General features: G+C 38.9%; 16 protein-coding genes and 1 tRNA gene. 4 read left to right on the top strand and 13 right to left on the bottom strand.

Going from position 1 to position 25037, the window contains the following annotated elements:
• Positions 1-460 precede the first annotated feature (460 nt).
• Positions 461-1015 (top strand): beta-class carbonic anhydrase, encoded by a 555-nt coding sequence (locus MKY30_RS16545; protein ID WP_147208213.1) that lies wholly within the window; start codon positions 461-463, stop codon positions 1013-1015.
• 60 nt (positions 1016-1075) lie between these two features.
• On the opposite strand, the gene MKY30_RS16540 is transcribed toward MKY30_RS16545, so the two are convergent.
• Entirely contained in the window at positions 1076-2161 is a 1086-nt protein-coding gene (locus MKY30_RS16540; RefSeq protein ID WP_341084843.1) for an undecaprenyldiphospho-muramoylpentapeptide beta-N-acetylglucosaminyltransferase, read from the bottom strand.
• A gap of 105 nt (positions 2162-2266) precedes the next feature.
• Between MKY30_RS16540 and MKY30_RS16535 the strand changes: the two genes are divergently transcribed.
• Positions 2267-3640 (top strand): MATE family efflux transporter, encoded by a 1374-nt coding sequence (locus MKY30_RS16535; protein WP_147208217.1) that lies wholly within the window; start codon positions 2267-2269, stop codon positions 3638-3640.
• A gap of 71 nt (positions 3641-3711) precedes the next feature.
• Here MKY30_RS16535 and MKY30_RS16530 read toward each other — a convergent pair whose 3' ends face one another.
• From MKY30_RS16530 to MKY30_RS16495, 8 genes are all read right to left on the bottom strand, one after another.
• The gene (locus MKY30_RS16530) at positions 3712-4899 is read right to left on the bottom strand and encodes a NupC/NupG family nucleoside CNT transporter (RefSeq protein ID WP_147208219.1); all 1188 of its coding nucleotides are present in this window, start codon (positions 4897-4899) and stop codon (positions 3712-3714) included.
• A 446-nt stretch (positions 4900-5345) separates the two neighbouring features.
• Complete coding sequence (gene odhB / locus MKY30_RS16525; protein ID WP_147208221.1) at positions 5346-6605, bottom strand: 2-oxoglutarate dehydrogenase complex dihydrolipoyllysine-residue succinyltransferase; 1260 nt, start codon at positions 6603-6605, stop codon at positions 5346-5348.
• The gene (locus MKY30_RS16520) at positions 6592-9477 is read right to left on the bottom strand and encodes a 2-oxoglutarate dehydrogenase E1 component (RefSeq protein WP_147208223.1); all 2886 of its coding nucleotides are present in this window, start codon (positions 9475-9477) and stop codon (positions 6592-6594) included. The genes odhB and MKY30_RS16520 overlap by 14 nt, the downstream gene beginning before the upstream one ends.
• A gap of 676 nt (positions 9478-10153) precedes the next feature.
• Positions 10154-10627: a tRNA (cytidine(34)-2'-O)-methyltransferase gene (locus MKY30_RS16515; RefSeq protein ID WP_147208798.1), complete on the bottom strand. Its 474-nt coding sequence runs from the start codon at positions 10625-10627 to the stop codon at positions 10154-10156.
• A gap of 77 nt (positions 10628-10704) precedes the next feature.
• Positions 10705-11559 carry an amidase domain-containing protein gene (locus MKY30_RS16510; RefSeq protein WP_156985462.1) on the bottom strand — a complete coding sequence of 285 codons (855 nt, stop codon included), beginning with the start codon at positions 11557-11559 and terminating at the stop codon, positions 10705-10707.
• Between the two features lie 99 nt (positions 11560-11658).
• The gene (queG, locus tag MKY30_RS16505; protein WP_156985463.1) at positions 11659-12795 is read right to left on the bottom strand and encodes a tRNA epoxyqueuosine(34) reductase QueG; all 1137 of its coding nucleotides are present in this window, start codon (positions 12793-12795) and stop codon (positions 11659-11661) included.
• A 68-nt stretch (positions 12796-12863) separates the two neighbouring features.
• Positions 12864-14561, bottom strand: a complete 1698-nt coding sequence (locus MKY30_RS16500) for a P-loop domain-containing protein (RefSeq protein ID WP_156985464.1) — start codon at positions 14559-14561, stop codon at positions 12864-12866.
• A 191-nt stretch (positions 14562-14752) separates the two neighbouring features.
• Positions 14753-14826: transfer RNA gene (locus MKY30_RS16495), tRNA-Gly, on the bottom strand.
• A gap of 248 nt (positions 14827-15074) precedes the next feature.
• Between MKY30_RS16495 and dat the strand changes: the two genes are divergently transcribed.
• Complete coding sequence (dat, locus tag MKY30_RS16490; protein WP_341084841.1) at positions 15075-15947, top strand: D-amino-acid transaminase; 873 nt, start codon at positions 15075-15077, stop codon at positions 15945-15947.
• A gap of 164 nt (positions 15948-16111) precedes the next feature.
• On the top strand, positions 16112-18118 hold the full coding sequence (locus tag MKY30_RS16485; RefSeq protein WP_341084840.1) for a S9 family peptidase: 2007 nt from the start codon (positions 16112-16114) through the stop codon (positions 18116-18118).
• A 191-nt stretch (positions 18119-18309) separates the two neighbouring features.
• Here the strand turns inward: MKY30_RS16485 and carB are convergent, their stop codons facing one another.
• Genes carB through argJ form a run of 4 tightly spaced genes read right to left on the bottom strand, consistent with a single transcriptional unit; the run spans position 18310 to position 24757 of the window.
• A complete protein-coding gene (gene carB / locus MKY30_RS16480) occupies positions 18310-21537 on the bottom strand; it encodes a carbamoyl-phosphate synthase (glutamine-hydrolyzing) large subunit (protein ID WP_341084839.1) in 3228 nt (1075 codons plus the stop codon).
• Between the two features lie 3 nt (positions 21538-21540).
• Positions 21541-22734 (bottom strand): aspartate aminotransferase family protein, encoded by a 1194-nt coding sequence (locus tag MKY30_RS16475; RefSeq protein WP_341084837.1) that lies wholly within the window; start codon positions 22732-22734, stop codon positions 21541-21543.
• Positions 22727-23527: an acetylglutamate kinase gene (argB, locus tag MKY30_RS16470; RefSeq protein WP_147208239.1), complete on the bottom strand. Its 801-nt coding sequence runs from the start codon at positions 23525-23527 to the stop codon at positions 22727-22729. Before argB ends, MKY30_RS16475 begins: the two co-directional genes overlap by 8 nt.
• 9 nt (positions 23528-23536) lie before the next feature.
• Positions 23537-24757 (bottom strand): bifunctional ornithine acetyltransferase/N-acetylglutamate synthase, encoded by a 1221-nt coding sequence (gene argJ, locus MKY30_RS16465; RefSeq protein WP_147208241.1) that lies wholly within the window; start codon positions 24755-24757, stop codon positions 23537-23539.
• Positions 24758-25037: the final 280 nt, after the last annotated feature.

The following is a 25037-nucleotide window of genomic DNA, read 5'->3' as shown; positions in this document are numbered from 1 at the left end:
GAAGAAAAAGCATCCTTTTGTTTTTGGAGGCCACAAAATCATATTCTGTTTTAATTGGTTAGATTGATTCGTTTGATTAATTTGATGCTGTAAGTTATTCATTTTGTGTTATCCTCCTTTTCTCATTTATTTGAAAATTGAATGCCTTATCATTATATATTTTTCCAAATCGCAAGTCAATTGTTTTTTTAATTTTATCAAAATTATATATTATTTTTTCACTGCTGTTTATCCCGATATAGTATATAAATTATGTCCTTTTGCTTACCTTCATAAAAAGGGATAAATGATAATATACATTTGCAAAGATTTTTGATAGAAATGCGATTAACCGCACTTTGACGCCAGATTTAGACCTTTCATTTAACTTATTCATTAAATTTTATAACCGATTTTAACATTCTATTTATTTTCATATTTTATATTACGTGCTATTATTTTTAGTTAAGGAGATGAGAAAATGAATTTAGATCAACTTTTAGATTTCAATGAAAAATTTGTCGATAGTAAAGGATATGAAGAATATACAACGGACAAGTTCCCAAATAAACGGATGGTCATTTTTACATGTATGGACACCCGTTTAGTAGAGCTGCTTCCAAGAGCATTGAATATTCGTAATGGTGATGTGAAAATGGTTAAAAATGCCGGAGCAATTATCCGAAAACCATTTGACAGTATTATGAAAAGTTTACTTGTAGCAATTTATAGTTTAAAAGCAGAGGAAGTTGTTGTTATCGGGCACCATGGCTGCGGAATGTCCAACGTAGATACAGAAGCATTACAACAGTCTATGCTGGATCGTGGAATACCAGAGGAAACGTTACATACCCTGGAGCATTCTGGTATTAATCTTCACAAAGAGTTCCATGGCTTTGAAAAAATCGAAGACTCTGTAACACAGAGCGTAGGGATAATTCGTAATCATCCGCTGTTGCCAAAGGAAGTAAAAGTTCACGGACTTGTTATTGACCCCGAAACAGGCAAATTAGATGTTGTTACAAGAGAAGACTAAAAGAAATAAGAGGAGGACCTGAGCGTTTGCTGAGGTCCTTTCTTTAAAAATGCAGCTTTCTTATTTTTTTTGAACCGATTCAATAATTTCAATTACTTTATTTCTTGATTCTTCACTTTTATATTTTTTCATTTCATCCAGCATGATTGGAGCAGCTTTTTTCAGAGCAGCTGTTTCCTGGATAAGCTTTTCAGTTGTTAATGTTTCTTCTTCAAGAACCTTGGCATAGTTTTTTTTCTTAAAAGAATTTGCATTAATAATCTGATCTCCTCTGCTCACTCCTCGTGAAAGCGGAATTAGCAGCATCGGCTTCCGTAAAGCCAGAAATTCAAAAATGGCATTGGAGCCGGCCCGAGACACAACAAAATCTGTTGCTGCAAAAATATCCTTTAATTCTTCATGCACATATTCAAATTGGGCATATCCTGGTACTCGAAGAGATGAATCTACTTTCCCGCTTCCGCAAATATGAATAATTTCAAAGGTAGTCAGTAATTCACCCAACGCTTCACGGATAGTTTCGTTAATCTTCTCAGATCCGCCGCTCCCTCCCATAATCAATAGAACAGGTTTTTCTCCCTGGAGCTGCGCAAATTCCAATCCTGTCTTTTTATCCCCTGTGAATAATTCATCACGGATAACCGCTCCAACATAAGAGGCTTTCTTCTCCGGAAGATATTTCATTGTTTCAGGAAATGTTGCCAGTACCTTTCTTGTAAATGGTATGGACAGCTTATTAGCCAGACCTGGTGTAAAATCCGACTCGTGAATAACAGACGGAATTCCTCTTAATTTTGCAGCCGCAACTACTGGTACGGATACAAAACCGCCTTTAGAAAATACAACTGCCGGCTTTTTTCTTTTTCCCAAAATGCGAAAAGCCTGCATCGTTCCTTTTAAGACTTTAAATGGATCTTTAAAGTTTTCTTTAGACATGTAGCGACGCAGTTTACCAGTAGATATTGGATGATACGTTACGCCATCCAGCTTTTCAATCAAGTTTCTTTCAATTCCTTCATATGACCCGATGTATTCTACTGCATAACCCTGCTCCTGATAATATGGTATAAGTGCTAAATTAACAATGACGTGCCCGGCAGTCCCGCCGCCAGTAAATATAATACGTTTTTTATTTCTTTTTTCCATGGAATTAATTCATCCTTTCCCAAATTATTATATCAGCGTATAATTACCAATGCACCTATTAATTTAACTAAAAACTTAATTACGAAATGTTAGGATAGATTAACTATGTATGAAACAACAAACCGAAGACAAAAGATTAAACTTTTTATTATCATTATGCTGCCAATCCTTGTAACCCAGGTCAGTATGAACCTGATGAATTTTTTTGATACCGTCATGTCCGGGCAGGCCAGTGCAGTAGATTTAGCTGGAGTTGCGATTGGTTCCAGTCTTTGGATACCTATTTTAACAGCTGTAAACGGCATTGTTCTCGCAATAACTCCTATCATCGCTCAGCTGATCGGTGCTAAAGAGAAAAAAGATATCCCGCAAGTTATTCAGCAAGGTATTTACCTTTCCATTGTATTATCCTGTATTATCCTTATTGCAGGCTTCTTTATTTTAGATCCTGTTTTACATCTGATGAGTCTGGAGCCTGACGTACATCATGTAGCAAAATATTATTTAGTATCACTCGCTACCGGTATTATGCCATTATTTATTTTCCATACCGTCCGAAGCTTTATGGATGGGTTGGGACAAACAAGAGCTTCTATGATTATTATCTTAATTTCTCTGCCAATTAATGCACTTCTAAATTATATATTTATTTTTGGCAAGCTGGGAATACCGGCATTTGGCGGTGTTGGAGCAGGTATTGCAACAAGTATCACCTATTGGATAGTCAGTATTATTTCTTTATATATGATACATAGAGTGGCTCCTTTTACGTCTTATCAAATCTTTCAGGTTCGTTTTAAACCACAGATTTCTTATTGGCTCAGTCAATTAAAAATTGGCTTGCCCATCGGACTTGCCATGTTTTTTGAAACAAGTATTTTTTCTGCAGTAACCATTATGATGAGTGTCTATGATACGAATACCATTGCAGCACATCAGGCAGCCATGAACTTTGCCGGATTATTATATATGCTGCCATTAAGTGTCGGCATGGCTCTCACAATTGCTGTCGGATTTGAAATAGGAGCAAAACGCTTCAAGGATGCCCGTTCTTACACATATTTAGGAATTACAGGAGGGATACTCATAGCTGTATTTACCGGTATTATTCTATTTGTATTTGACGGGGCTGTTGCACGGTTATATCATACAAATCCAGAGGTCATTACATTGACAAAGCAATTTATTCTTTTTGCGATTTTTTATCAGCTTGCAGATGCAATTGGGGCTCCGATTCAAGGTGCTTTAAGAGGATATAAGGATGTTAATGTAACACTTGTTCTCGCATTAATTTCTTATTGGCTCATCGGATTGCCTGTTGGATATTTATTTGCAAATTATACAGACTTTGATGCCTTTGGCTACTGGATTGGAATTATTGTCGGTTTAAGCGCAGGTGCGGCAGCTCTGCTTTTCCGTTTGTTATATATCCAGCGTAAGGTTAAGGTAAAACAGAATTATCAGATGAAACGAAGCTAAAAATGATTTTATAAATATGATTAAAAGCACGATGCATCTTTTTTTAAGATGCATCGTGCTTTTACGTTCTTCTATAGGAACAGTCCGACAATCGATGCTGAAAGAATGGATACTAAAATCGATCCTGCCAGCAGCTTCATTCCAAATTTAGAAACAATAACTGCTTTTGCACTGTCAATTCCTTTTACAGTACCCGCGATAATACCGATTGAGGAGAAGTTGGCAAAGCTTGTTAAGAATACCGTTACAATACCAATCGTTTTCTCAGATAATTGGTTTAATAGAGGCTCTAACTGCAGCATTGCGACAAATTCATTTGTAACAATTTTCGTACCCATAATACTTCCGGCCTGCAATACCTCTCCAGGTGTGATTCCCATAAGGATTCCAATAGGATAAAAAACATACCCTAGAATTTCTTCCAGTGTAATTCCTCCAAATACAGCCTGGATAATCCAGTTTACCAATTCTAATGATGCAATAAATGCAATTAGCATCGTTGCAACAATCAGTGCAATCTTCCCGCCTTCTAAGGCACCATTTCCCATTGCTTCAAAAATACTTTTATCGTTACTGACATCTTTTATATCCACTTTGTCTTCCTCTTTCGGAACATTCACCGGTGCAATAATAGAAGCAATCATTAATCCGCTGAACATATTTAATGGAAGAGCCACTAAAATATATTTGGGAGGCAGCATAAGAATATACGAGCCTACGATCGATGCAGAAACAGAGCTCATTGCAGAAGCACAGATAATATAAAGCCTGTTCTCCGATAAATGATGAAATTGTGAACGGATTGCAATCAAAGCTTCGGATTGGCCAAAGAAAATACTGTTTACTCCATTAAATGATTCAATTCTTGGCAGACCGGTAATTTTTGAAATAGCAGCCCCGATATATTTAATAATTAACGGTAGGATTTTTAGATAAGTTAAAACAGACAGCAATGTGGCGAAAAAGATAATTAATAGAAGGACGTTAAAAAAGAATACGCCATTCTCATCTAAGATAAATCCTCCCACGACAAAACTTATACCTTCTTGTCCAAATTCAATTAATTTATTAAAAACATTTGATATTCCAGTAATAATTTTTGTACCAATAGTTGTTGAAAACATAAACCAGGTAATCAACAGCTGTAAGACCAGCATAATACCAATGCCTTTAAAATTGATTCTCTTCTTATCATTTGACATTAAAAATGCTAACCCAAATGTGATGATAATTGCCAGGATGCCTAAGAGAATGTCCAAGCTAGTTCCTCCTTTTTATAAAAGCGCTTTATTTAATGTACAAACCTATCTGCAGAAAATAAATATCTGATACATATAATCATTTATAACAACATTCGTTTCCTTGCCTATACAAGTTGTCCGTACAAATACTATCATATTCGTAATGAAAAAAAATTTCAATGCTCTCAAAAAGAATTAATTATTAAAATAATTCCCAAATTAGTAAATAAAATGATTGTGGTTTTAAAAATGTACTACTTATTATTGTTCGTATTTAATAACCATTTATTCCAGTTATTTTTTATATAATCTATTTACCCGATTTTAATAAAATAATCCTCATATTTATGTTGTATCTTTATTTCAATAAAAAAAGCCTTGATACTTCAATACCTATCCCTGAAAGCCCGTTTTCGTACTGACTCTCAGGATAGATACCTCTATATCAAGACTTTGTTTATCTTTTAACCTTCCAGCAATAAATCGTATGGATCTTCAAGCATCTGCTTAATTCGAACTAGGAATTGGACAGCTTCTTTACCGTCAACAATACGGTGGTCATATGATAACGCAATATACATCATCGGGCGTACTTCAATGGAATCATCCGGCATAGCGATCGGACGCTTGATGATGTTGTGCATTCCTAAAATACCAACCTGCGGCGCATTTAAAATTGGCGTAGACATCATAGAGCCGAATGTACCGCCATTTGTAATTGTAAAGGACCCGCCTTGCAAATCGTTTAAGGATAATTTATTATCACGTGCTTTTTTACCCAAATCAACGATATCCTGTTCAATTCCTGCGAAGTCTTTACGATCTGCGTCACGAACAACTGGAACAACAAGACCATCGTCTGTGGAAACAGCAATACCAATATCATAGAATTTCTTAATGACTAATTCATTACCTTGAATTTCTGCGTTAAGAAGCGGGAATTCCTTAAGTGCTCCTACCACAGCTTTTGCAAAGAAGGACATAAACCCAAGTTTCACACCATTTTTTTCCAAAAATTTATCCTTCCGCTGCTTGCGAAGCTCCATCACTGAAGTCATATCTACTTCATTAAATGTAGTTAACATTGCAGTGTTATGCTGTACCTCTACAAGATTTTTAGCGATCGTTTGACGGCGGCGTGTCATTTTAACACGTTCTACCGGCTTATCAAACTCTGTTTTCTCTGATTTAGGCTCTTCTTTAGGAGCCGGCTTTGATGGTGCAGACTCATTTTTAGGTGCATTATTATGTGCATTCACATCATCCGGGCGAACTCTGCCTAGAGGATCACGTGTCTGTACTTCACTTAAATCGATACCTAATTCACGAGCACGTTTTCTAGCTGCCGGTGAAGCAATGACATTGCCATTATTTTGCTCAGATGCAGTTTCCTGCTTATTTTCTACAGCAGGCTCTTTCTTAGGCTCTTCTTTAGGAGCTTCCTCCTCTTTTTTACTTTCTTCATCACCAGAAGATGCCCCGGCTTCTCCATTTTCATCCAGTTTGCCAATTATATCACCTACAGAAACATCTTCCCCTTCTGTGCTGATAATTTCCGTAATAACACCTGTAAATTCTGAGTTTACTTCCACATTTACTTTATCAGTCTCTAACTCTACAATAGCATCGCCCTTTTCTACTTTATCGCCTTCTTTTACAAGCCATTCTGCTATTGTTCCTTCTGTGATGGATTCCGCTAATTCAGGTATCTTAATTTCCTGCACTTGATTTTCCTCCTTCAAATTCGCTTAATGCTTGGTCAATAATATATTTATGAGCTGTTTTATGCACAGTAGGAATACCTCCAGCTGGTGCTGCACGCTTCGGTCTGCTGATAACATGTAATTCTTGGTTTTCTTCAAGAAGATCTCTTAAATAGTCGTCTACAAAATCCCATGAACCCATATTTTTCGGTTCTTCCTGTACCCACACAATTTCTTTTAAATTAGGAAGCTTTTTGATTTCTTCCTGAATTGCTTTTTTAGGGAATGGGTAGATTTGTTCTACACGCAGAGCGCGAATCCAATCACAGGCTTCTTCCGCTTCTTCCATTTCCCCTTCAATATCAAGCATAATTTTTCCGCTGCCTAATAAAAGTCGTGTTGCTTTCTCAGGATCAGTATCAAAATATGGCTGCTCACGTAATGTTTTAAATCCGCCGCTCGTAAATTCTTCTGCACTTGAAGCCATTTTATAATCTCTAATCAAACTGCTCTTTGGTGTCATCAGAATCAATGGACGCGCCTCTGGACGGGAACGCATCACTGCCTGACGGCGAAGAAGATGGAATAATTGAGCAGATGAAGTAACATTAGCTACAATCCAGTTATTTTCTGCAGCCATCTGCAAGTAACGTTCTAGACGGGCACTCGAATGCTCTGGGCCCTGCCCCTCATAGCCATGAGGAAGCAATAACACCATATTTGATTTTTCATTCCATTTAGCTCTTGCTGATGCAATAAATTGATCAATAATAACCTGACCGGCGTTGGCAAAGTCACCAAATTGTGCTTCCCAGATAACTAGAGTGTTTGGCGAATAAACACTATAACCATATTCAAAGCCTAACACCGCAGCCTCTGATAACGGGCTGTTCCGAACGTCAAAGGATGCCTTTACATCCGATAATCCATGCATCGGGCTATATTTTTCACCTGTTTCCACATCATGAAGAACAACATGACGGTGGGCAAAGGTCCCTCGCTCTGTATCCTGACCTGTCAAACGAATTGGTGTACCATCTTTTAAGATAGATGCAAATGCTAAAGCTTCTCCCGTGCCCCAGTCAGCTTTATTGCCTTCTTTCAGCGCATCTTTTCTGCGCTGCAGGATTCTTTCGGTCTTTTTAAAGCCTTTAAAACCTTCTGGACGTTCCAGCAACTCTTCGTTTATTTTCTGTAAAGTTTCTAAATCTACTGCCGTTTCAAATTGATCTAATCTATTAGACAGTACTTCCGGCATTGATTTTGGCTGAGGTTCTCCAATCTCACTTTCTGTCATTCCTTTATAAATATCAGAAAGCCTTGTTTCAATCTCATTTTTAATTTCGTCGAATTCCCCAGATTCTAATAGATTTCTTTCTTCCATCGCACGAGCAAATAATGTTGATACCGATGGATGATTATCAATTTCGCTGTATAGTTGCGGCTGTGTCGTTCTTGGTTCATCCATTTCATTATGTCCATAACGGCGATAACCTACTAAATCAATTAAAATGTCTTTATGGAATTTTTTACGATACTCACAAGCTATTTTAATAGCAGAAATACAGGAAATTGGATCATCTGCACTCACACGAATAACAGGAATCTCGAAACCTTTTGCCAGGTCACTCGCATAACGTGTTGAGCGTCCGTCTACACGGTCTGTTGTATAACCAAGCTGGTTATTTGCGATAAGGTGCACCGTTCCACCTGTTGTATACCCCGGTAAACCGCTGAGATTAAGCGTTTCAGCAACTACACCTTCTCCGATAAAAGCTGCATCTCCATGAATTACGAGCGGCATTGCTTTATTAATATCCCTTTCAGGATAACCGCTTACATCACGTTCATCCTGTGCTGCCCGTGCAAATCCTTCTACGACCGGATTTACAAATTCAAGATGTGACGGATTATGTGCAAGTGTTATTTTAGTATTTACTTTACTTCCATGTATAACTTCTTTTTCTGCACCAAAATGATACTTCACATCTCCGGTCCAGCCATAATTAATCGCTTTTGAACCTTCTGACGGCATTAATTCCTTGTCTCTTGTATAATTAAACTCGGAAAAAATCTTATCATATGGCTTTTTCAATACATTCGCAAGTACAGCTAAACGACCGCGGTGTGCCATCCCCATCATCACATGTTCGATGTTATCCTCATTTGCATATTTTACGAGAAAATCAATCATCGGAATCATAGATTCAAGGCCTTCGATAGAAAAGCGCTTTTGACCGACAAATGTTTTATGAAGGAATTTTTCAAAACCCTCTACTTCTGATAAACGTTTCAGAATATCTTTTCTCTCTTCCTGATCAGGATCAAACCTTGCATTACCTTCTTCAATTAAATCAAAGAGCCAGGTACGTTCGTCATCATTATTTACATGATCATATTCAAATGTAATGGTACCTGTATAATATTTCTTCATCAGGTTAATAACATCTAAACCTGTTTCGACTCCTTCTTTTTCACGTTCCCAGATCCAAGATGCCGGGATTTTTCTTAAATCAGCTTCTGTTAAATCATAATGTTTTAAGCTCAGCATTTGTGACGGAGCACTCTTATATCCGCCAACTGAATAGATATCAGCATCTGTATGACCGTAACGCCGAATAGCCTCAACAAGTTTGATTGCTGAGGTTAGTTTAGTCACATCAAAATTTTCTGATACATTTAGATTAGAAGCCGGTTGTTCACTGATAGGACTGATTACTTCTTCTCCTGTCATCCAAGCAGGTGCTCCATGTGTATCAAATAATGATTTTATAGAAGATTCGACTAGCTCCGGATCTTCTTTATACAATTCATATTGCTGTTCCAAATACCCCGCATTTTGTCCGTGAAACTGTCCCCAAAATTTTTCTGCAGACTCTTCATTTCCTGGCACGACTGATACCCCCATTGAATTAACTAATCCGTTCATGAAAACGGTTCAAATTATTTGTGATAAGATTGATTTCTTTACATCAACTAATATACATGATTTTTAGTGAGGTTACAAGGAATCGGAACGGATTTATTGGGATAATTCGACATTTTTCAAGAATCAATAAAAATACACTCTAATCAATTAATTATCGAACTATTCCGATAGTTAATCATTTGAATTACCTGTTGGATAAATCATTGCTTTTTTAAACAAAATTAATGACATCTATGATTGAATTTCTTCTCTGTATAAATAAACATAGGAATAGTTCACAATATGTGATTTTTCCGTTATAATAAGGACAAATTATTAAATAAAACTTCATTCTGTCAGATAATCATTGATTCTGCAGGGTGAGAAAAAGTGTATCCATATTTCCAAATATAATATACTGCTTTTCTTTTTGATGTAAAATTGGGTACCATTACTACATAAAAGGAGGAACCACATTATGAAATTAGCATTACTTATGGGTGTTATTGTTACATTCCTCGTCTCCTGCTTCACAGCCGGCTACGAATCAAAACCAGGAGTACCAAAAGAAGACCAGCGCACTTGAGAACCAATATAATACTTTTTCAAAAACGTTTAGATGTTAAAAAAGATGTCTCCACAAAATTGGAGACATCTTTTTTTAATGTAAATTTGGAAATCCCTGCTGTCTTAATGCTTCATAAATAATAATGGAGGCAGTGTTTGAAAGGTTTAATGAACGAACCTTATCATTCATATGAATCCGCAGGCATTTATCTTCTTTATCCGTCAGCAGTTCACGCGGGATTCCTGTGGACTCTTTTCCAAACACAAAAAATTGATCCATGTCTACAGGTGAAAAATCAAAATCTGTGTAATATTTTGTTCCAAAGTTTTCTATATAGTAAAAACTTCCTTCTGGATAGGTTTTATACAAATCTTCTATGGAATCATATTCTTTTACATCGACATGCTCCCAGTAATCCAGACCAGCACGGCGGACCATTTTACTATCTGTTGAAAAACCGAGTGGACGGATAAGATGTAAAGTCGTTCCAGTTGCTAAACATGTTCTGCCGATATTCCCTGTATTAGCCGGGATTTCCGGTTCAAATAATACAACGTGCAAACTCACCATTCATTCTCCTTCAGTTACAAATTCTAAGAGATTAGTATTTTGCCTTCTATCTCTATTCAAAAATTAATTATACACTAACTTATCTCAATCCGAAAAAATTTATATTGAATTTCCGGCGTCCAGGCTGCAGAATCCTCATAAGACCAATAACGGTTGCGGCTATTATTTGTATGTGCATTGACAAGCGGCATATTATCAGCATCTTTTGCCACTACAATAGTCGTATGATTCCAGGCGCCATCACCATCAAAATCATAGCAGATCACATCACCTGGATTAAGCTCTTCCGGCTGCTCAACTTCTATTCCTCTAATACCGCGTTCAGATCCGCTTAAATACCACCTGAAAGAATGCGCCACAGACCAGCTGAAGCTCCATGAATCCCTTCCATACCACCAGCCGCGCTCACGGACCGGTTCTCCCCACATCGGACCTCCACCTGCCCGCAGACATTGCGAGATATAATTCGTACAGTCATCTTCAAAGCGGCGATATTCGGGATTGAAACTGTTCCACCAGCGTTCAGCATATTTTACTGCTTCCAGCCGGTTATATTCTATTTGACGCTTACTTTGCTTCATATTTTCCTGTTTTAATACGGGAAGCTGATTACTGGTATTTTCTGCTGGAGGCTTTTCAATATATTGGTGTTTGACTTCTCCGTTCGATTTTTCCGTAAGCTGATAAGGGATAATCTGTTCTTCTGTGTAAAAAAAATCGCCCTGCTTCATTAAATATACCAGATGAACTGCATACCCCGTATTTCTGATTGTATCGTAGGATTGTCTGCTTAAAACAATTCCTTTTCCTTTTATCTTTACAATTTGTGCCTTCCTTTTCTTGCAAAGAGCCTTCTTTTTATGCCACCAATCCTGGCTTTCTTTATTCTCCCTGAAAAAATGCTGCCAATAGGTAGTGATATCTCCCATTAAAAATCGCCTCCTCGTCAAAGCTTATGCATAGAGGAGGCGAATTAGGTCAAAAAAACAGCCTGTCTGGCTGCGACAAAGTCTATTTGAACATAGACTTTACTTTATATTCATTGCAGACAGTGCATTTTGCATTTCATATTGTACTTGTTCATTATCTTCTTTTTCCAGCGCTTTAGAGAGTGCTTCTTTTGCTGCATCTGTTCCTATTTTCCCTAATGACCAGGCAGCAGTGCCACGGATAACCGGCCTGGGATCATTCTTCATCAAAGCAATCAAATCATTTTCAGCAGATGCTTCTTTATAGTGACCCAATGCTAAAATAACATTACGCTGAATCGGCTTTTTTCCTCTCCAGGATCCTGACATATGCCCAAACTTCTCTTTAAACTCCCGATTCGACAAATGCAGCATTGGTTTAAGCTTAGGTTTAACCAATTCTGGATCCGGCTCCAGTTCTTTATGAAAATGAGAATCCTTATCCCGGTTCCAGGGACAAACCTGCTGACATGTATCACAACCGTATAATCGATTTCCTATTTTGGTCCGGAATTCCTCCGGCAGAAAATCTTTTGTCTGTGTTAAGAAAGCTATACAGCGCTGGGCATTCAGCTGTCCGCCCTGTACAATAGCACCTGTAGGGCAGGCATCTAAGCAAATGGTGCAATCTCCACAGCCATCCTCTATCTTTTCATCAGGAATAAATGGAATATTGGTCAGCATTTCTCCCAGATAAACAAAGGAACCATGCTCCTTTGTAATAATCGACGTATTTTTGCCGCTAAAGCCCACACCAGCCCGTTCAGCAACGGCCCGGTCACTTAATTCTCCTGTATCTACCATAGACTTGATGATAGCATCAGGTACTCTTGCTTTAATATATTCCCCCAGCTTATCCAACCGTTCCCGTAAAGCTATGTGATAGTCAATTCCCCAGGAAGCGCGTGCGAAAATACCTCGTCTGTCTCCTTTTGTTCCTCGCGGTGTTTTCTCCAAACGCGATGGATAGGCGACGGCAATGGAAATAATAGACTGTGCTTCCGGGAGCAGCCTTTTGGGCTCTGTTCTTTCTTCAATGCTTCCCTTTTCAAAGCCGGATTGATATTTTAACTCCTGCTGACGTTTTAGACGCTCCTTCATTTCTGTGAAAATATCCGCTGTTGTAAAGCCGATTTTGTCTATTCCAATAGTTTTTGCATATGCTTGAATATCTTTTTTCAGTTCGTCCACTCTCACCTTACCGCCCCCCTTCTATCTACTTTTAATTTCTGTCAATCCACTTTAAATATTGAGGTTATGAAAACTTATTCCGTTAAAAACACTCCTGAGCGCATTCTGTTTAATACCGCTGCAATTTCATTTTTTCTTGGTCTTGCTAAATCTCCCGGATGTTTTCCGTTACTTTTAGTCAGCTTTTCCAAGCCTTGATCCATTTTATCATCTATATGCTCTATTAATGCTTCAAACGAAGAAAAATTCTTTCCTGCATTCCTGTAAAGATATTGAATGATTTCTGCAATCATTCTTGTTTGCGAAGAGTCTGTCAGCTGCTCTGTATAAGCAAAGGTGATTGGTTCTTTTCCAAATAAAATTTGAAATTGCCCCTTTGCCTGGATTTTAAATCTTTTATCTGTCTGTTTGGAAAATGTAGAGGCTGATAACTGCCGATTCTTCAAACTTGTAAAATCTGCGGGTTCCACATTACTATGCGCAATAGGTTCTTCCTTTATGATTTGCTTTGCTCTTAGTGTTACATTCTTTGGCTTATATTCCTCCATAAGAATAACTGTATCCGCTACGGAAAAATAATCTCCAGATCCGCCCGTTACTAAAATCACCGATTTGCCTGCTTCATCCACCAGCTGCCTAATTCGATGTATGAAAGGTGTTATCGGTTCATTTTTTTGGTCAATCAGCTTTTGCATGCGACTGTCACGAATCATAAAATTTGTTGCACTTGTATCTTCATCAATAAGCAATGTTTCCGCTCCTACTTCCAGTGCCTCCATTACATTGGCAGCCTGTGACGTACTACCGCTGGCATTACTTGTTGAAAAAGAAGTTGTACCTTTTCCATGGGGCAGGTTAGAAATAAAAGGAGAGATATTTACAGACGATATTTCCCTTCCATCCTCTGCTCTAATTTTAACTGCACTCGGGTCAGTACAGATAAATTCACGTCCGTCCCCTTCGCAATGAGGGTAAACACCACGTTCGATTGCCTGGAGCAGTGTACTTTTCCCATGATAACCTCCTCCGGTGATTAATGTGACTCCCTTTTTAACTGCCATTCCTTTTACTATTTTATCATGAGGAAGCTCTAATTCCACCTCATCTTCTTCAGGACTTTTAAAGGCTACCGCACCTTTAGCCGGCAAATCACTTACACCGCTTTTTCTTGGTAAAATAGAGCCATTGGCAATAAAACTCACCCAATTATTTACTTTCATTGCTTTCCATATCGCTTCTTGCTGATCCGCCAGCTGAACAGTTTTCTCAATATCTCTATCTAAGATTTGGAAGACTGAATCCTCCAATAAACCAGGAATAGCCTGATTGAATAATTTCACTGCTTCTTTTCCGTTAATGGAACGCCCATTAGCAGGTAACCCTGCCGATAAACAAACAGTAATTTCCTTTTGGGTAACACTTACAGCTGTCCGTTCTAATATTTCCTGACCAGGGCCGTCAAAAGCAACTATGCCGCTTTTACCCGAACCTTTAATGAAAATCTTATTTTGATTCACTGCTTTACCAACTACTCTTGCAAAAGCATCCTCCACAGCAATCCGGCGGGCTTTCGTTTCCAGCCATTCAGCTGCCACGTGACGCTCTTTCTCAGGAATTACCACTCTTATTCTCGAAGGGCTTGCAAATGGATCACCTTGTACATAGTCAATATGGAGCGTGTAACGAGGATACGTATAGCTTCCTGCAATTTGCTTATACGACTTGTAACTTTTCCGGTCAATTTGTAATAAACTGTTTTTAAGACGATTCATAATAGCTTCTCCTATCTGTTATGATTTTTACTATACCCTCTTTTATAGACAGGTTACTATTGTTTTAAAGAAGTTAAACAAATATTTTATTAGGAAAAACCTGCATTCGTTCAATCTAATATATTCTAGTACAAAATAAAAACGCAACACTTCGTAGACTAAGTACGAAACACTGCGTTATCACATATGTATGGAGCGGGTGAAGGGAATCGAACCCTCATCATCAGCTTGGAAGGCTGAGGTTTTACCACTAAACTACACCCGCATGATTTTCAATTGTTTTTCAACGACAAAATTTATTATAGCAACGTATTCGCTAAAAATCAACAATAAATTTATTTTTTTCATAAAAAGTTAATCAAAAGTAATATTTAGAAATAATGGACTTCAAGAATAATATAAAATTCCAGCGCATACACTTCTAAAATGCTGAAGTTTATCTTGTTATCTATTTACAATCATCTGGTCGCGTAATAAACTATTGTTATGCTTCACGGAGAGGAGAATTTTAAAATGTCAGTATATTCAACTATTCTTACCCAATCAGAGTTTGTTGATAAGGATAGTCTAAGCTACCCATTTGAAGAAAGAGGATTACAGTTTGGCGACGGAATTTATGAGGTGATTCGTATTTATAAAGGTGAATACTATCTCCTGACAGAACATGTCGATCGTCTGTATCGTTCTGCCGAGGCCATAAAAATTAAAATCCCATATAATAAAGAAAAGATGACGGAACTATTACATCAATTAATGGAAAAAAATAATATGAAAAATGATGGAAAGGTATATATGCAAATCACACGTGGTTCAGCTCCGCGAGATCATATCTTCCCACACGAAGTCACACCTAATATCTATGCATATCTTCAGGACTTACCAAGAAATGAAAAGATATTGGAAAACGGTGTGAAGACAATTTCCCAGCGTGATGTCCGATGGGAAAACTGTTACATCAAAAGTTTAAATCTGCTGCCGAATGTTTTGGCAAAACAGACAGCAAAAGAAAATAACTGCTATGAAGCTATTCTCCATCGTGATGGTGTTGTAACGGAATGCAGTTCTTCCAATATCTACTTAGTAAAAGATGGGAAAGTATATACACACCCGGCTACCAATAATATCTTACATGGTTGTGTACGAATGGCAGTAGAACGCTTCTTAAAAGCAGAGAACATTCCGCTGATTGAAGAAGCCTTTCATATTGAAGATATTCAACATGCTAATGAAATGTTTTTATCCAGCAGTACATCCGAAGTATTGCCTGTAATCCAACTTGATAATGTTGTCGTTGGTAATGGTGAACCTGGCAAAATTACTCGTATACTTCAAAGAGCGTATGAACAGGATGCTAAAATTACTGATAAATTAATTACAAACTTGTAATTAGAAACAGCCGTCTTTTTTTCAAGATGGCTGTTTTTGTATTAATAAATGCTCTATGGCAAATCACAAGTATACAGCTAAAAATTATTGATTCGCAACCCGAAATAGTTTAAACTGAAATACAGATAGAATGAAATACATTTTTTAAATTCAGGAGGGGTATTATGACTGCATCGACAAAGAAAAGAGCTATTACCGCAACAGATTTTCAGAATATTAAGGTTCTTAGCGAGCCGCAATTTATTTCAGAAGACAGGTATAGTTATGTCACCACATTTGTTAATGAAGATAAAGAATATGAATCACAGGTTTATGTACATAATCTTATCGATGATTCACATAAACAGTGGACTTCAGGAAGTCATCGAAATCATACGTTTTGCGTTTCTCCAAACAAGGAAAAAGCCTTCTTCCTTTCCAATCGCAGCGGTGCTTCACAAATTTGGCTGACAGATATGGATGGCGGGGAAGCAAAACAAGTTACTACATTTCCAAATGGTGCTTTCTCACCTGTCTGGTCAGAGGATGGAAAATCTATTTTATTCTGCTCCTACCTTGAAAAAGATGATGATATTTCTGCTTTAAAAGAATTAAATAAAGAAGAAAAAAAGGCAAAGCAAAAAGAAGCGCAGACAAAGCCGCTGGTTGTGGACCGCCTAAGATATAAATCAGATGCACGAGGATTCCATGATAATTCCAAAGTTCAAATTATTCAATATGATCTAACATCAGGTACTTTTCATCAGCTGACGGATAAAGAGGCTGATCACCACTTGGTGGATGTTGCTCCTGATAACAAAACGCTTATCTTTGCTGCTAATTTGGAGGAAGATGCTGATTCTTCACTGGTTTCTGATCTGTATTTACTTGAATTGCAATCGAAAGAAATAACCAAATTAACAGACAGTAAAGGAAGCTATCACGGGGCATCCTTCTCGACAGACAGTAAAAAAATTGTTGCTTACGGTCACGGATTTGAATATGCTGGTGCTACATTGACAAAGCTGTTCATATACGACGTAGAGAGTAAGGAAAGAATGCTCCTGTCCAGAGATTGGAGCATCCAGCCCGGAGATACAATGGTCGGAGATACACGTCTTGGCAGCTCGGAAGCTGGTCCTGTCTGGTCTGAGGACAACGAATCTATTTACTTTGTCGGGTCAGATAATGGAGCCGTTTCTTTATATGAAACAGATTTAGAGGGTAATTTAAAAATACGCTACAGTGATAATAATCATCTATTCGGCTTTTCTTATAACCCGGATACTAAAAGCTTTATATTAGGAATCAGCCTTCCGACAGATCCTTGTAATTTTTACAAACTGTCAGCAGACGGTACATTAGAGCAGCTGACAGATGTAAATAAAACATTTATCAGTGAGATAGCTTTAAGCAGTCCGGAGGAGATTACTTTTACTTCAAGTGACGGTTTAGAAATACAGGGCTGGCTGCTTCGTCCATACGGTTTCCAGGAAGGTAAAAAATATCCTTTTGTATTGGAGATTCACGGCGGTCCGCATGCCATGTATGGACAAACCTTCTTCCATGAGCTGCAGCTTCTGGCAGCTAAAGGATATGTTGTACTTTATACAAATCCCCGCGGCAGCCATGGTTATGGACAGGAGTTTGTCAATGGTGTGCGTGAGAACTATGGTAAAGGGGATTACCACGATCTGATGGAGGCTGTTGATTATTGTCTGGAACAGTATTCCTTTATTGATGAAAATCGCTTAGGTGTGACAGGAGGCAGCTATGGCGGGTTTATGACAAACTGGATTGTCGGTCATACAAATCGCTTTAAAGCAGCTGTTACACAAAGGTCCATTTCCAATTGGTTAAGCTTTTATGGTGTAAGTGATATCGGCTTCTTCTTTACAAAATGGGAGCATGGTGTGAACTTAATGGAGGATCCGACAGAGCTTTGGGATATATCTCCGTTGAAATATGCAGAAAACGTGGAGACACCACTGCTTATTCTGCATGGTGAAAAAGACTACCGCTGTCCAATTGAGCAGGGCGAACAATTATTTATTACCTTAAAACATTTAAATAAGGAAGTGGAATTTATCCGGTTCCCGAATGCTAACCATGAATTGAGTCGAAGCGGCAATCCTACACTTCGGGTAGCCCGGTTAGATAATATATGCCGCTGGTTTGAAAAGTATCTCTAATAATGAACTCGAAAAAATAGAGGCGACAGCTCCTGTCAGCCTCTATTTTTATGGTTTTAGATACATAATGCTTTCTTTCCGGTAATTGTTATCAAGCCTCACACTTTTATTGGTTAAATAGGATTACACCAGATAATGATGCTGATATCATTAGGAATTATCCCTGCGTGCAGGCAGTTTTTTCTGTTTATTTACAAGGTAACACTGTCAACTTTATTCATTGTTTTTAAATATTCTTGTAAAGATTGAATATCCTTCTGCTCTAGATGCTGGTATTTCCATACAAGCTTTGCCGTTTCCAGACTGGTAAAGTAAGGAATATTCAATTGAATACAAAGCTCTCTAAGCTGAAAGCCGAATCGTTCTTTATCTCTTCCGATACTTGGAATATTAATCACATACCCCGGTGGATCATGCAAAAACAGCTTTTTGAGATCAGCTATTTCACGATCCGCAGTTATAGAAGGAATTTGATTGTTTTCCAGATATGTGCTTGTTCCCTGAGTAGCAATGATTTCTGTTTTTTCGGCAATTTCCTGAATAAACGGTATGCTTTCTTCCTTATGGTGATTGCTAACTGATACAAACCACTTTTTTGTGTTATTCAACTTATGCTGAGAAAGTATGACCGCTTTTCTAATTGCCTTTTCCAAAGTAACGTCCATACCGATTGTTTCCCCGGTTGATTTCATTTCCGGTCCCAAAATATGATCGACACCTTTTAATTTATTTTTAGAAAAGACAGGTGCTTTAACTGTATAATAATCCGGTTCTTTATAAGCAGAGAATTCCTTCATAAAGACTTGCAGGGACTCACCTATTTGCGCATTTACTGCTAAAGCAATCAGCGGAATTCCTGTTACCTTGCTTACTACCGGCACAGTGCGGGAAGATCTCGGGTTTACTTCAAGGACATATACTTCTTCCTGATAAATGACAAACTGGATATTCATCATTCCGACAATCGGCAGCTCTGTGGCAATTTTTTTCGAGATGTGATAAATTTGTTCCTTTTGCTGATTTGTTAATGTGATCGACGGGAATACGCTCGTACTGTCCCCCGAATGAACTCCTGCTTTTTCAATATGCTCAAAAATCCCCGGAATAATCACATTTTCCCCGTCACTCACTACATCTACTTCACATTCTAATCCTGGCAAATACGAATCCATCAATAATGGCCAGCACTGGTCATAGGTATCTACCTGCACTCTCTCTACGTTACTGATTAACTCCTCCTTGTTGTAGCAGACAAACATTGACTGGCCGCCAATAACATAAGAAGGACGGATTAAAACAGGATAACCAAGCTGATAAGCTGCTGTTTTCGCCTGTTCAGCACTATGCACAATTTCTCCGTGTATATGCGCAATATTTAATTGCTCTAAAAAAGCATAGAATTGTTCCCGGTCTTCCATTTTATCCATGTTTTCAGGAGTAGTACCTAAAACAGAAACACCTGCTTCTTTTAACTGCTCCATTAAATTGATGGCCGTCTGTCCGCCAAACTGAATAAGGACTCCTTCAATCTGCTCTATTTCCATCACATTTAACACATCTTCAAGAGTCAGCGGTTCAAAATAGAGACGGTCTGCCACTGTATAGTCTGTACTGACTGTTTCCGGGTTATTATTGATCATTACCGCTTCATAGCCGGCCTTCTGCAGAGCCTGCACAGCATGAACAGAGCAATAATCAAATTCAACTCCCTGCCCGATACGGATTGGTCCAGAGCCGATAACAAGTACTTTCTTCTTATCAGACACGGGAAGCACTTGATTAAAATCTGACCAGGTTGAATAAAAATAAGTGGAATTTTTACCCGAAGTACCTGGACATGTATCGACAAAACGGTAATTAGGCGAAAGACCGTGATTTTTATAATATTGACGTAAACCTGCAGGCTGGATATCAAATAGCTGAGCCAGGCGTACATCACTAATATTATATTGCTTTGCCTGTAATATTAATTCTTCTGTTATATTCCCCCACCCAGTTGCTGCTAAATTTTTTTCCAGCTCTATCATTGCTGCAATCTTTTCTAAGAAATAGGGCTGAATTAAAGTCAGTTCAGATACCCTTGCAATAGAAATTTGACGCTGGAAGGCCTCTGCAATTGCAAAGAGGCGTAAATCATTTGGTTCTTCAAGCAGCGCCATTAATTCTTCCTCCGATTTTTCTGCAAAAACCGGCCAGTGCAATGATTGAACATTCATTTCCAGCGAACGGACTGCTTTATTTAATGCACCTTCGAAGGTTTTATCCAAAGACATAACCTCCCCCGTTGCTTTCATCTGTGTCCCCAGACTGCGATCTGCTTCTGAGAACTTGTCAAATGGAAAACGTGGAATTTTCACAACCGTATAATCTAAATCAGGTGTAAAATGAAGGTAGGTTGCTCCGCTGACTGGATCCACTAATTCATCCAGATGATAGCCGACTGCACATTTTGCTGCTACTCTTGCAATAGGATAGCCTGTTGCTTTAGATGCTAATGCTGAAGAACGGCTGACACGGGGATTTACCTCGATAATACAGTATTCATTCATTTCCGGATGCAGGGCAAATTGAATATTACAGCCGCCGACTACTTCCAATGCCCGAATAATTTTTATAGATGCGTCACGCAAGATTCTGCTTTGTTCTGGTGTTAATGTCTGAGCCGGAGCAACAACGATTGAATCACCGGTATGAACCCCGACCGGATCAACATTTTCCATATCACAAATAATTTGACAGGCATCACTTTCATCACGCATTACTTCATATTCAATCTCTTTCCAGCCTTTGATACTGCGTTCTACAAGCACCTGGTGTATAGGACTTAAATGGAGGCCTTTTGCTAATAAGTCACAGAATTCTTCCTTGTTATTCGCAAATCCCCCGCCTTCCCCGCCTAATGTATAGGCTGGACGGAGAATAACCGGGTAACCAATCTGCTCAGCGAAAGACAGACCATCCTCTATATTCGTCACAATTTGTGATTCAGAAATAGGTTCCTGGATGGCAATCATTAAATCTCTGAACTTTTCTCTGTCTTCTCCTTTTTGAATAGAAGCAATAGATGTTCCCAGTAATTCTACATTATATTTTTCCAAAATTCCTTTATCATGAAGCTCCATGGATAAATTCAATCCTGTTTGCCCACCCAAGGTTCCAATTAAACCATCCGGTTTTTCTTTTTCAATGATTTTTTCGACCACCTCTACCTCTAATGGTTCTAAGTAGACCTGGTCTGTGATAGCTTCATCTGTCATAATAGTCGCGGGATTGTTATTGATAAGAACTACTTCCAGCCCCTCTTCTTTTAAAGCAAGACAAGCCTGTGTTCCTGCATAATCAAACTCTGCTGCCTGCCCGATAACAATTGGTCCCGAACCTAAAACAAGCACTTTCTTAATCCCTGGATGTATAGGCATATATTATTCTCCCTTCTCCTCTAAATCTGCTGCAATAGCCGTTATCACTCCGATAAAAGTGAATAACTCTTCTTTCTCTGTTGTTAATGGAGGTAAAATACGCACAACATTCTCCCCTGCTGTTAAAACAAGAATTTGTTTTTCTCTTAATTTTTCGACCCAGACACCAGCTTTATTTTCAACTTCCAATCCGATTAAAAATCCTTTTCCTCTAACCGCTTTAATGAGTGAATTAGTTTCTGCCAGCTTCGTTAACGCTTCTGTTAACAGCAGGCTTTTCTCCTGTAACCCTTCTAAAAAATTAGTATCTGTAATTTGCTCCAATGTAGCCAGCCCTGCTGTTGCTGCCAAAGGATTTCCGCCAAAGGTACTGCCATGCGTTCCGGGAGAAAAACTCTCTGCCGCTTTGTTTTTTGCTAATAATGCTCCAATAGGAAAACCAGAGCCTAAGCCTTTAGCCAAAGTAATCGCATCCGGTTCTATTTCATATTGCTCGTATGCAAAAAGAGATCCCGTTCTGCCGATTCCTGTCTGGATTTCATCAACCATAAACAAAATATCCGCTTCCTTGCAATACGCATATAGAGTTTTTACCCACTGCACATCTGCCGGATGAACCCCGCCTTCTCCCTGCACAAGCTCCAATAAAACACCTGCTGTTTTATCGGCATCTATTTGCTCAATTGCCTCCTGCTGATTAAACGGTAAATAAGTAAACCCGGGCGTTAATGGCGTAAAGCCGTTATGAATTTTCGTCTGTGCAGTTGCCGCCATTGTCGAACCAGTTCTTCCATGAAAGGAATTTAAAAAGGTAACGATTTCTGTTCTTTCCGGCTTCTGATGGTCTTTTGCATACTTTTTAGCTAATTTGATAGCCGCTTCATTCGCTTCTGCGCCACTGTTACAAAAGAATGCCTGGTCGAAGCAGCTTAAAGAAGCTAATTTCTCAGCCAATGCTTCCTGCTGAGGAATCCGGTATAAATTAGAAACATGCCATAAATTCTCTAATTGCTCTGATATTTTTTCCTGCACATAATCTGGTACATGTCCCAGACTGCATGTAGCAATCCCTGATGTATAATCAAGATATTTCACACCCTGATCATCCCATACATAGCTTCCCTTACCTTTTAAAATAGTAATTGGCAGGCGCTGATAGTTTTTCATTAATGCTGATGTTGTCATTGTACTAGACATGTTCTGCAATCTCCTTTTCTCTTAAAATAGTTCCTACCTTTTCACCATCTAAATATTTTAAAATATTATCAGGCTCCAGGCCGTTTAAAATCACAGATTCTTCTACGCCCCCCTTTAAACTTGCCAGTGCAGAGCGCACTTTGGGTATCATGCCGCCATAAATTACTCCCGAAGCTATCATTGCTTCCACATCATTCTTTGTTAAATGATGATAAATAATTTCTTTCTGGTTGATTGTTTCCATTACTCCGGGGATATTGCTGATTAGAACAAGCTTGCAGCCTAATGCCTCTGCTACAGCTCCGGCTGCTGTGTCACCATTAATATTTAAACGGCTTTCCCCTTCACCTGCTGCAATCGGAGAAATAACGGGGATGCCCCCCTCTTTCAGTATCATGTCAATCCAGGCTGTTTCCACTTTTGTGATTTCTCCCACTAATCCCAGCTTTCCATTATGAATAGGTTTAGCCTGCAGCAGCCTGCCGTCTACGCCGCTTAATCCGATTGCTTTTCCATTCTGTCCCTGAAATAAACCGACAATCCGTTTATTGATTGTTCCGCTCATAACCATCTGTGCTACTTCCAATACTTCTTCTGTAGTAACACGAAGCCCGTCAACAAAAGTACTTTCAATATTCATTTGTTTTAGCGCCTGATTGATTTCCGGCCCGCCGCCGTGAACAATCACAGGATCACAAATCCCTTTTTCCTTCAAATCAATCAGCAGCTGATAAAAGGATTTCGGCAGCTCCTGTAATATACTTCCGCCTATTTTAAATACTGCTTTTGTCATTAAAACACCTCATGTCCGATAGGATGCATTGATTTTTACGTAATCATAGGTTAAATCACAGCCCCACGCTGTAGCTTTTTCCGAACCATCCTTTAAGCCAATAAAAAGCTGAACCGTATCCTTAACCAGCTCTTCCACACAGTTTGGTTCATGGAAGGACAATAATTGACCATCCTCAATAATACGTTCAGAGCCGATGGCAATGGATAGACTGTTCTTATTAAAAGGCACACCGCTTGCCCCAAGCGCACTGACAATTCTTCCCCAATTGGCGTCCTCTCCGTAAATTGCTGTTTTAACAAGACTTGATGCAATCACAGCCTTAGCCATCTGCGCAGCCTGCTCCTCTGTCTCAGTGCCTTCAACTGTGACCTCCACAAGCTTCGTTGCCCCTTCTCCATCCTTGGCAATCATTTTGGCAAGCTCCCGGCTGACAAATTGCCATGCCTCCATAAATCTGTTCCATTCTGGATGCTTCTGATGAAGTGTTTCGTTATTCTGCATTCCATTAGCTAATATCAGCACCATATCGTTTGTACTGCAGTCACCATCCACGGTAATACGATTAAACGTCTGATTAGTAGATTGCTTTAATCCGTGCTGGAGGCTCTCTGCTTCCACCTTGGCGTCAGTCGTAATAAAGGAAAGCATTGTCGCCATATTCGGGTGAATCATGCCGGAGCCTTTGGCAGCACCTGCAATCGTTATCGGCTTTCCATCTATTTCAACCTCTACCGCTATATGCTTGGTTTTCGTATCCGTTGTTAAAATAGCATGCTCAAAAGCATCTGCATCTTTATTTTCATCAATTCGTGCTATTGCTTCTTTTATCAAATTCATCGGCAGCATCTCACCAATAACACCTGTTGAAGCTACAGCTACCAGAGAGGGATCAACACCTGTTTTTTTTGCAGCCAGCTGCTGCATTTGAACAGCATCCTGATAGCCCTGCTCACCTGTATAGGAATTGGCATTCGCTGAATTCACAATAATTGTCTGCAGCTGATCAGATTGCTTTAATGCTTCCTGTGTAATCTGAAGCGGAGCAGCTTGAAAAGTATTCTGTGTATAAACACCTGCAGCAGTTGCTGGAACTTTCGAATTAATCCACCCAAAATCAAGCTTTGATCTGCGCAATCCGGCATGAACACCTCCTGCTGTAAACCCCTTGGGCTGATCGATATGTGCATTTTCTATAATCTTAAATGGCTTTAATAAAGTCTGTTCCATTTATTCTCCTCCTATCGAGTGCGTGTTCAAAAAGTCCGATAAATAGAACCAATAAGTTCAAGGCGACGAGCTTTTTACGAACGGACTTTCACAGCATGTGATGACTTCTGTGTTATCCACAGGAAGCGGACTGTCTTAACAGAAGTTCCTCTATGCTTTTAAATGCGTGAGTAACGCTCTTGGTGGGACGAGTAATCGCAGTCCCAGTCCCATCGGAAAAAGCTCGTCAACGCACTTCTCACGTGTTGCGGTGGCTTCTACGTTGCCCACACGACGCGGG

The organism is Oceanobacillus sp. FSL W8-0428 (assembly GCF_038004405.1).
GTDB classification, from domain to species: domain Bacteria; phylum Bacillota; class Bacilli; order Bacillales; family Amphibacillaceae; genus Oceanobacillus; species Oceanobacillus sojae.
Note: the sequence above shows the minus strand (reverse complement) of the source record. Positions and strands in the feature narration are given on the sequence as shown.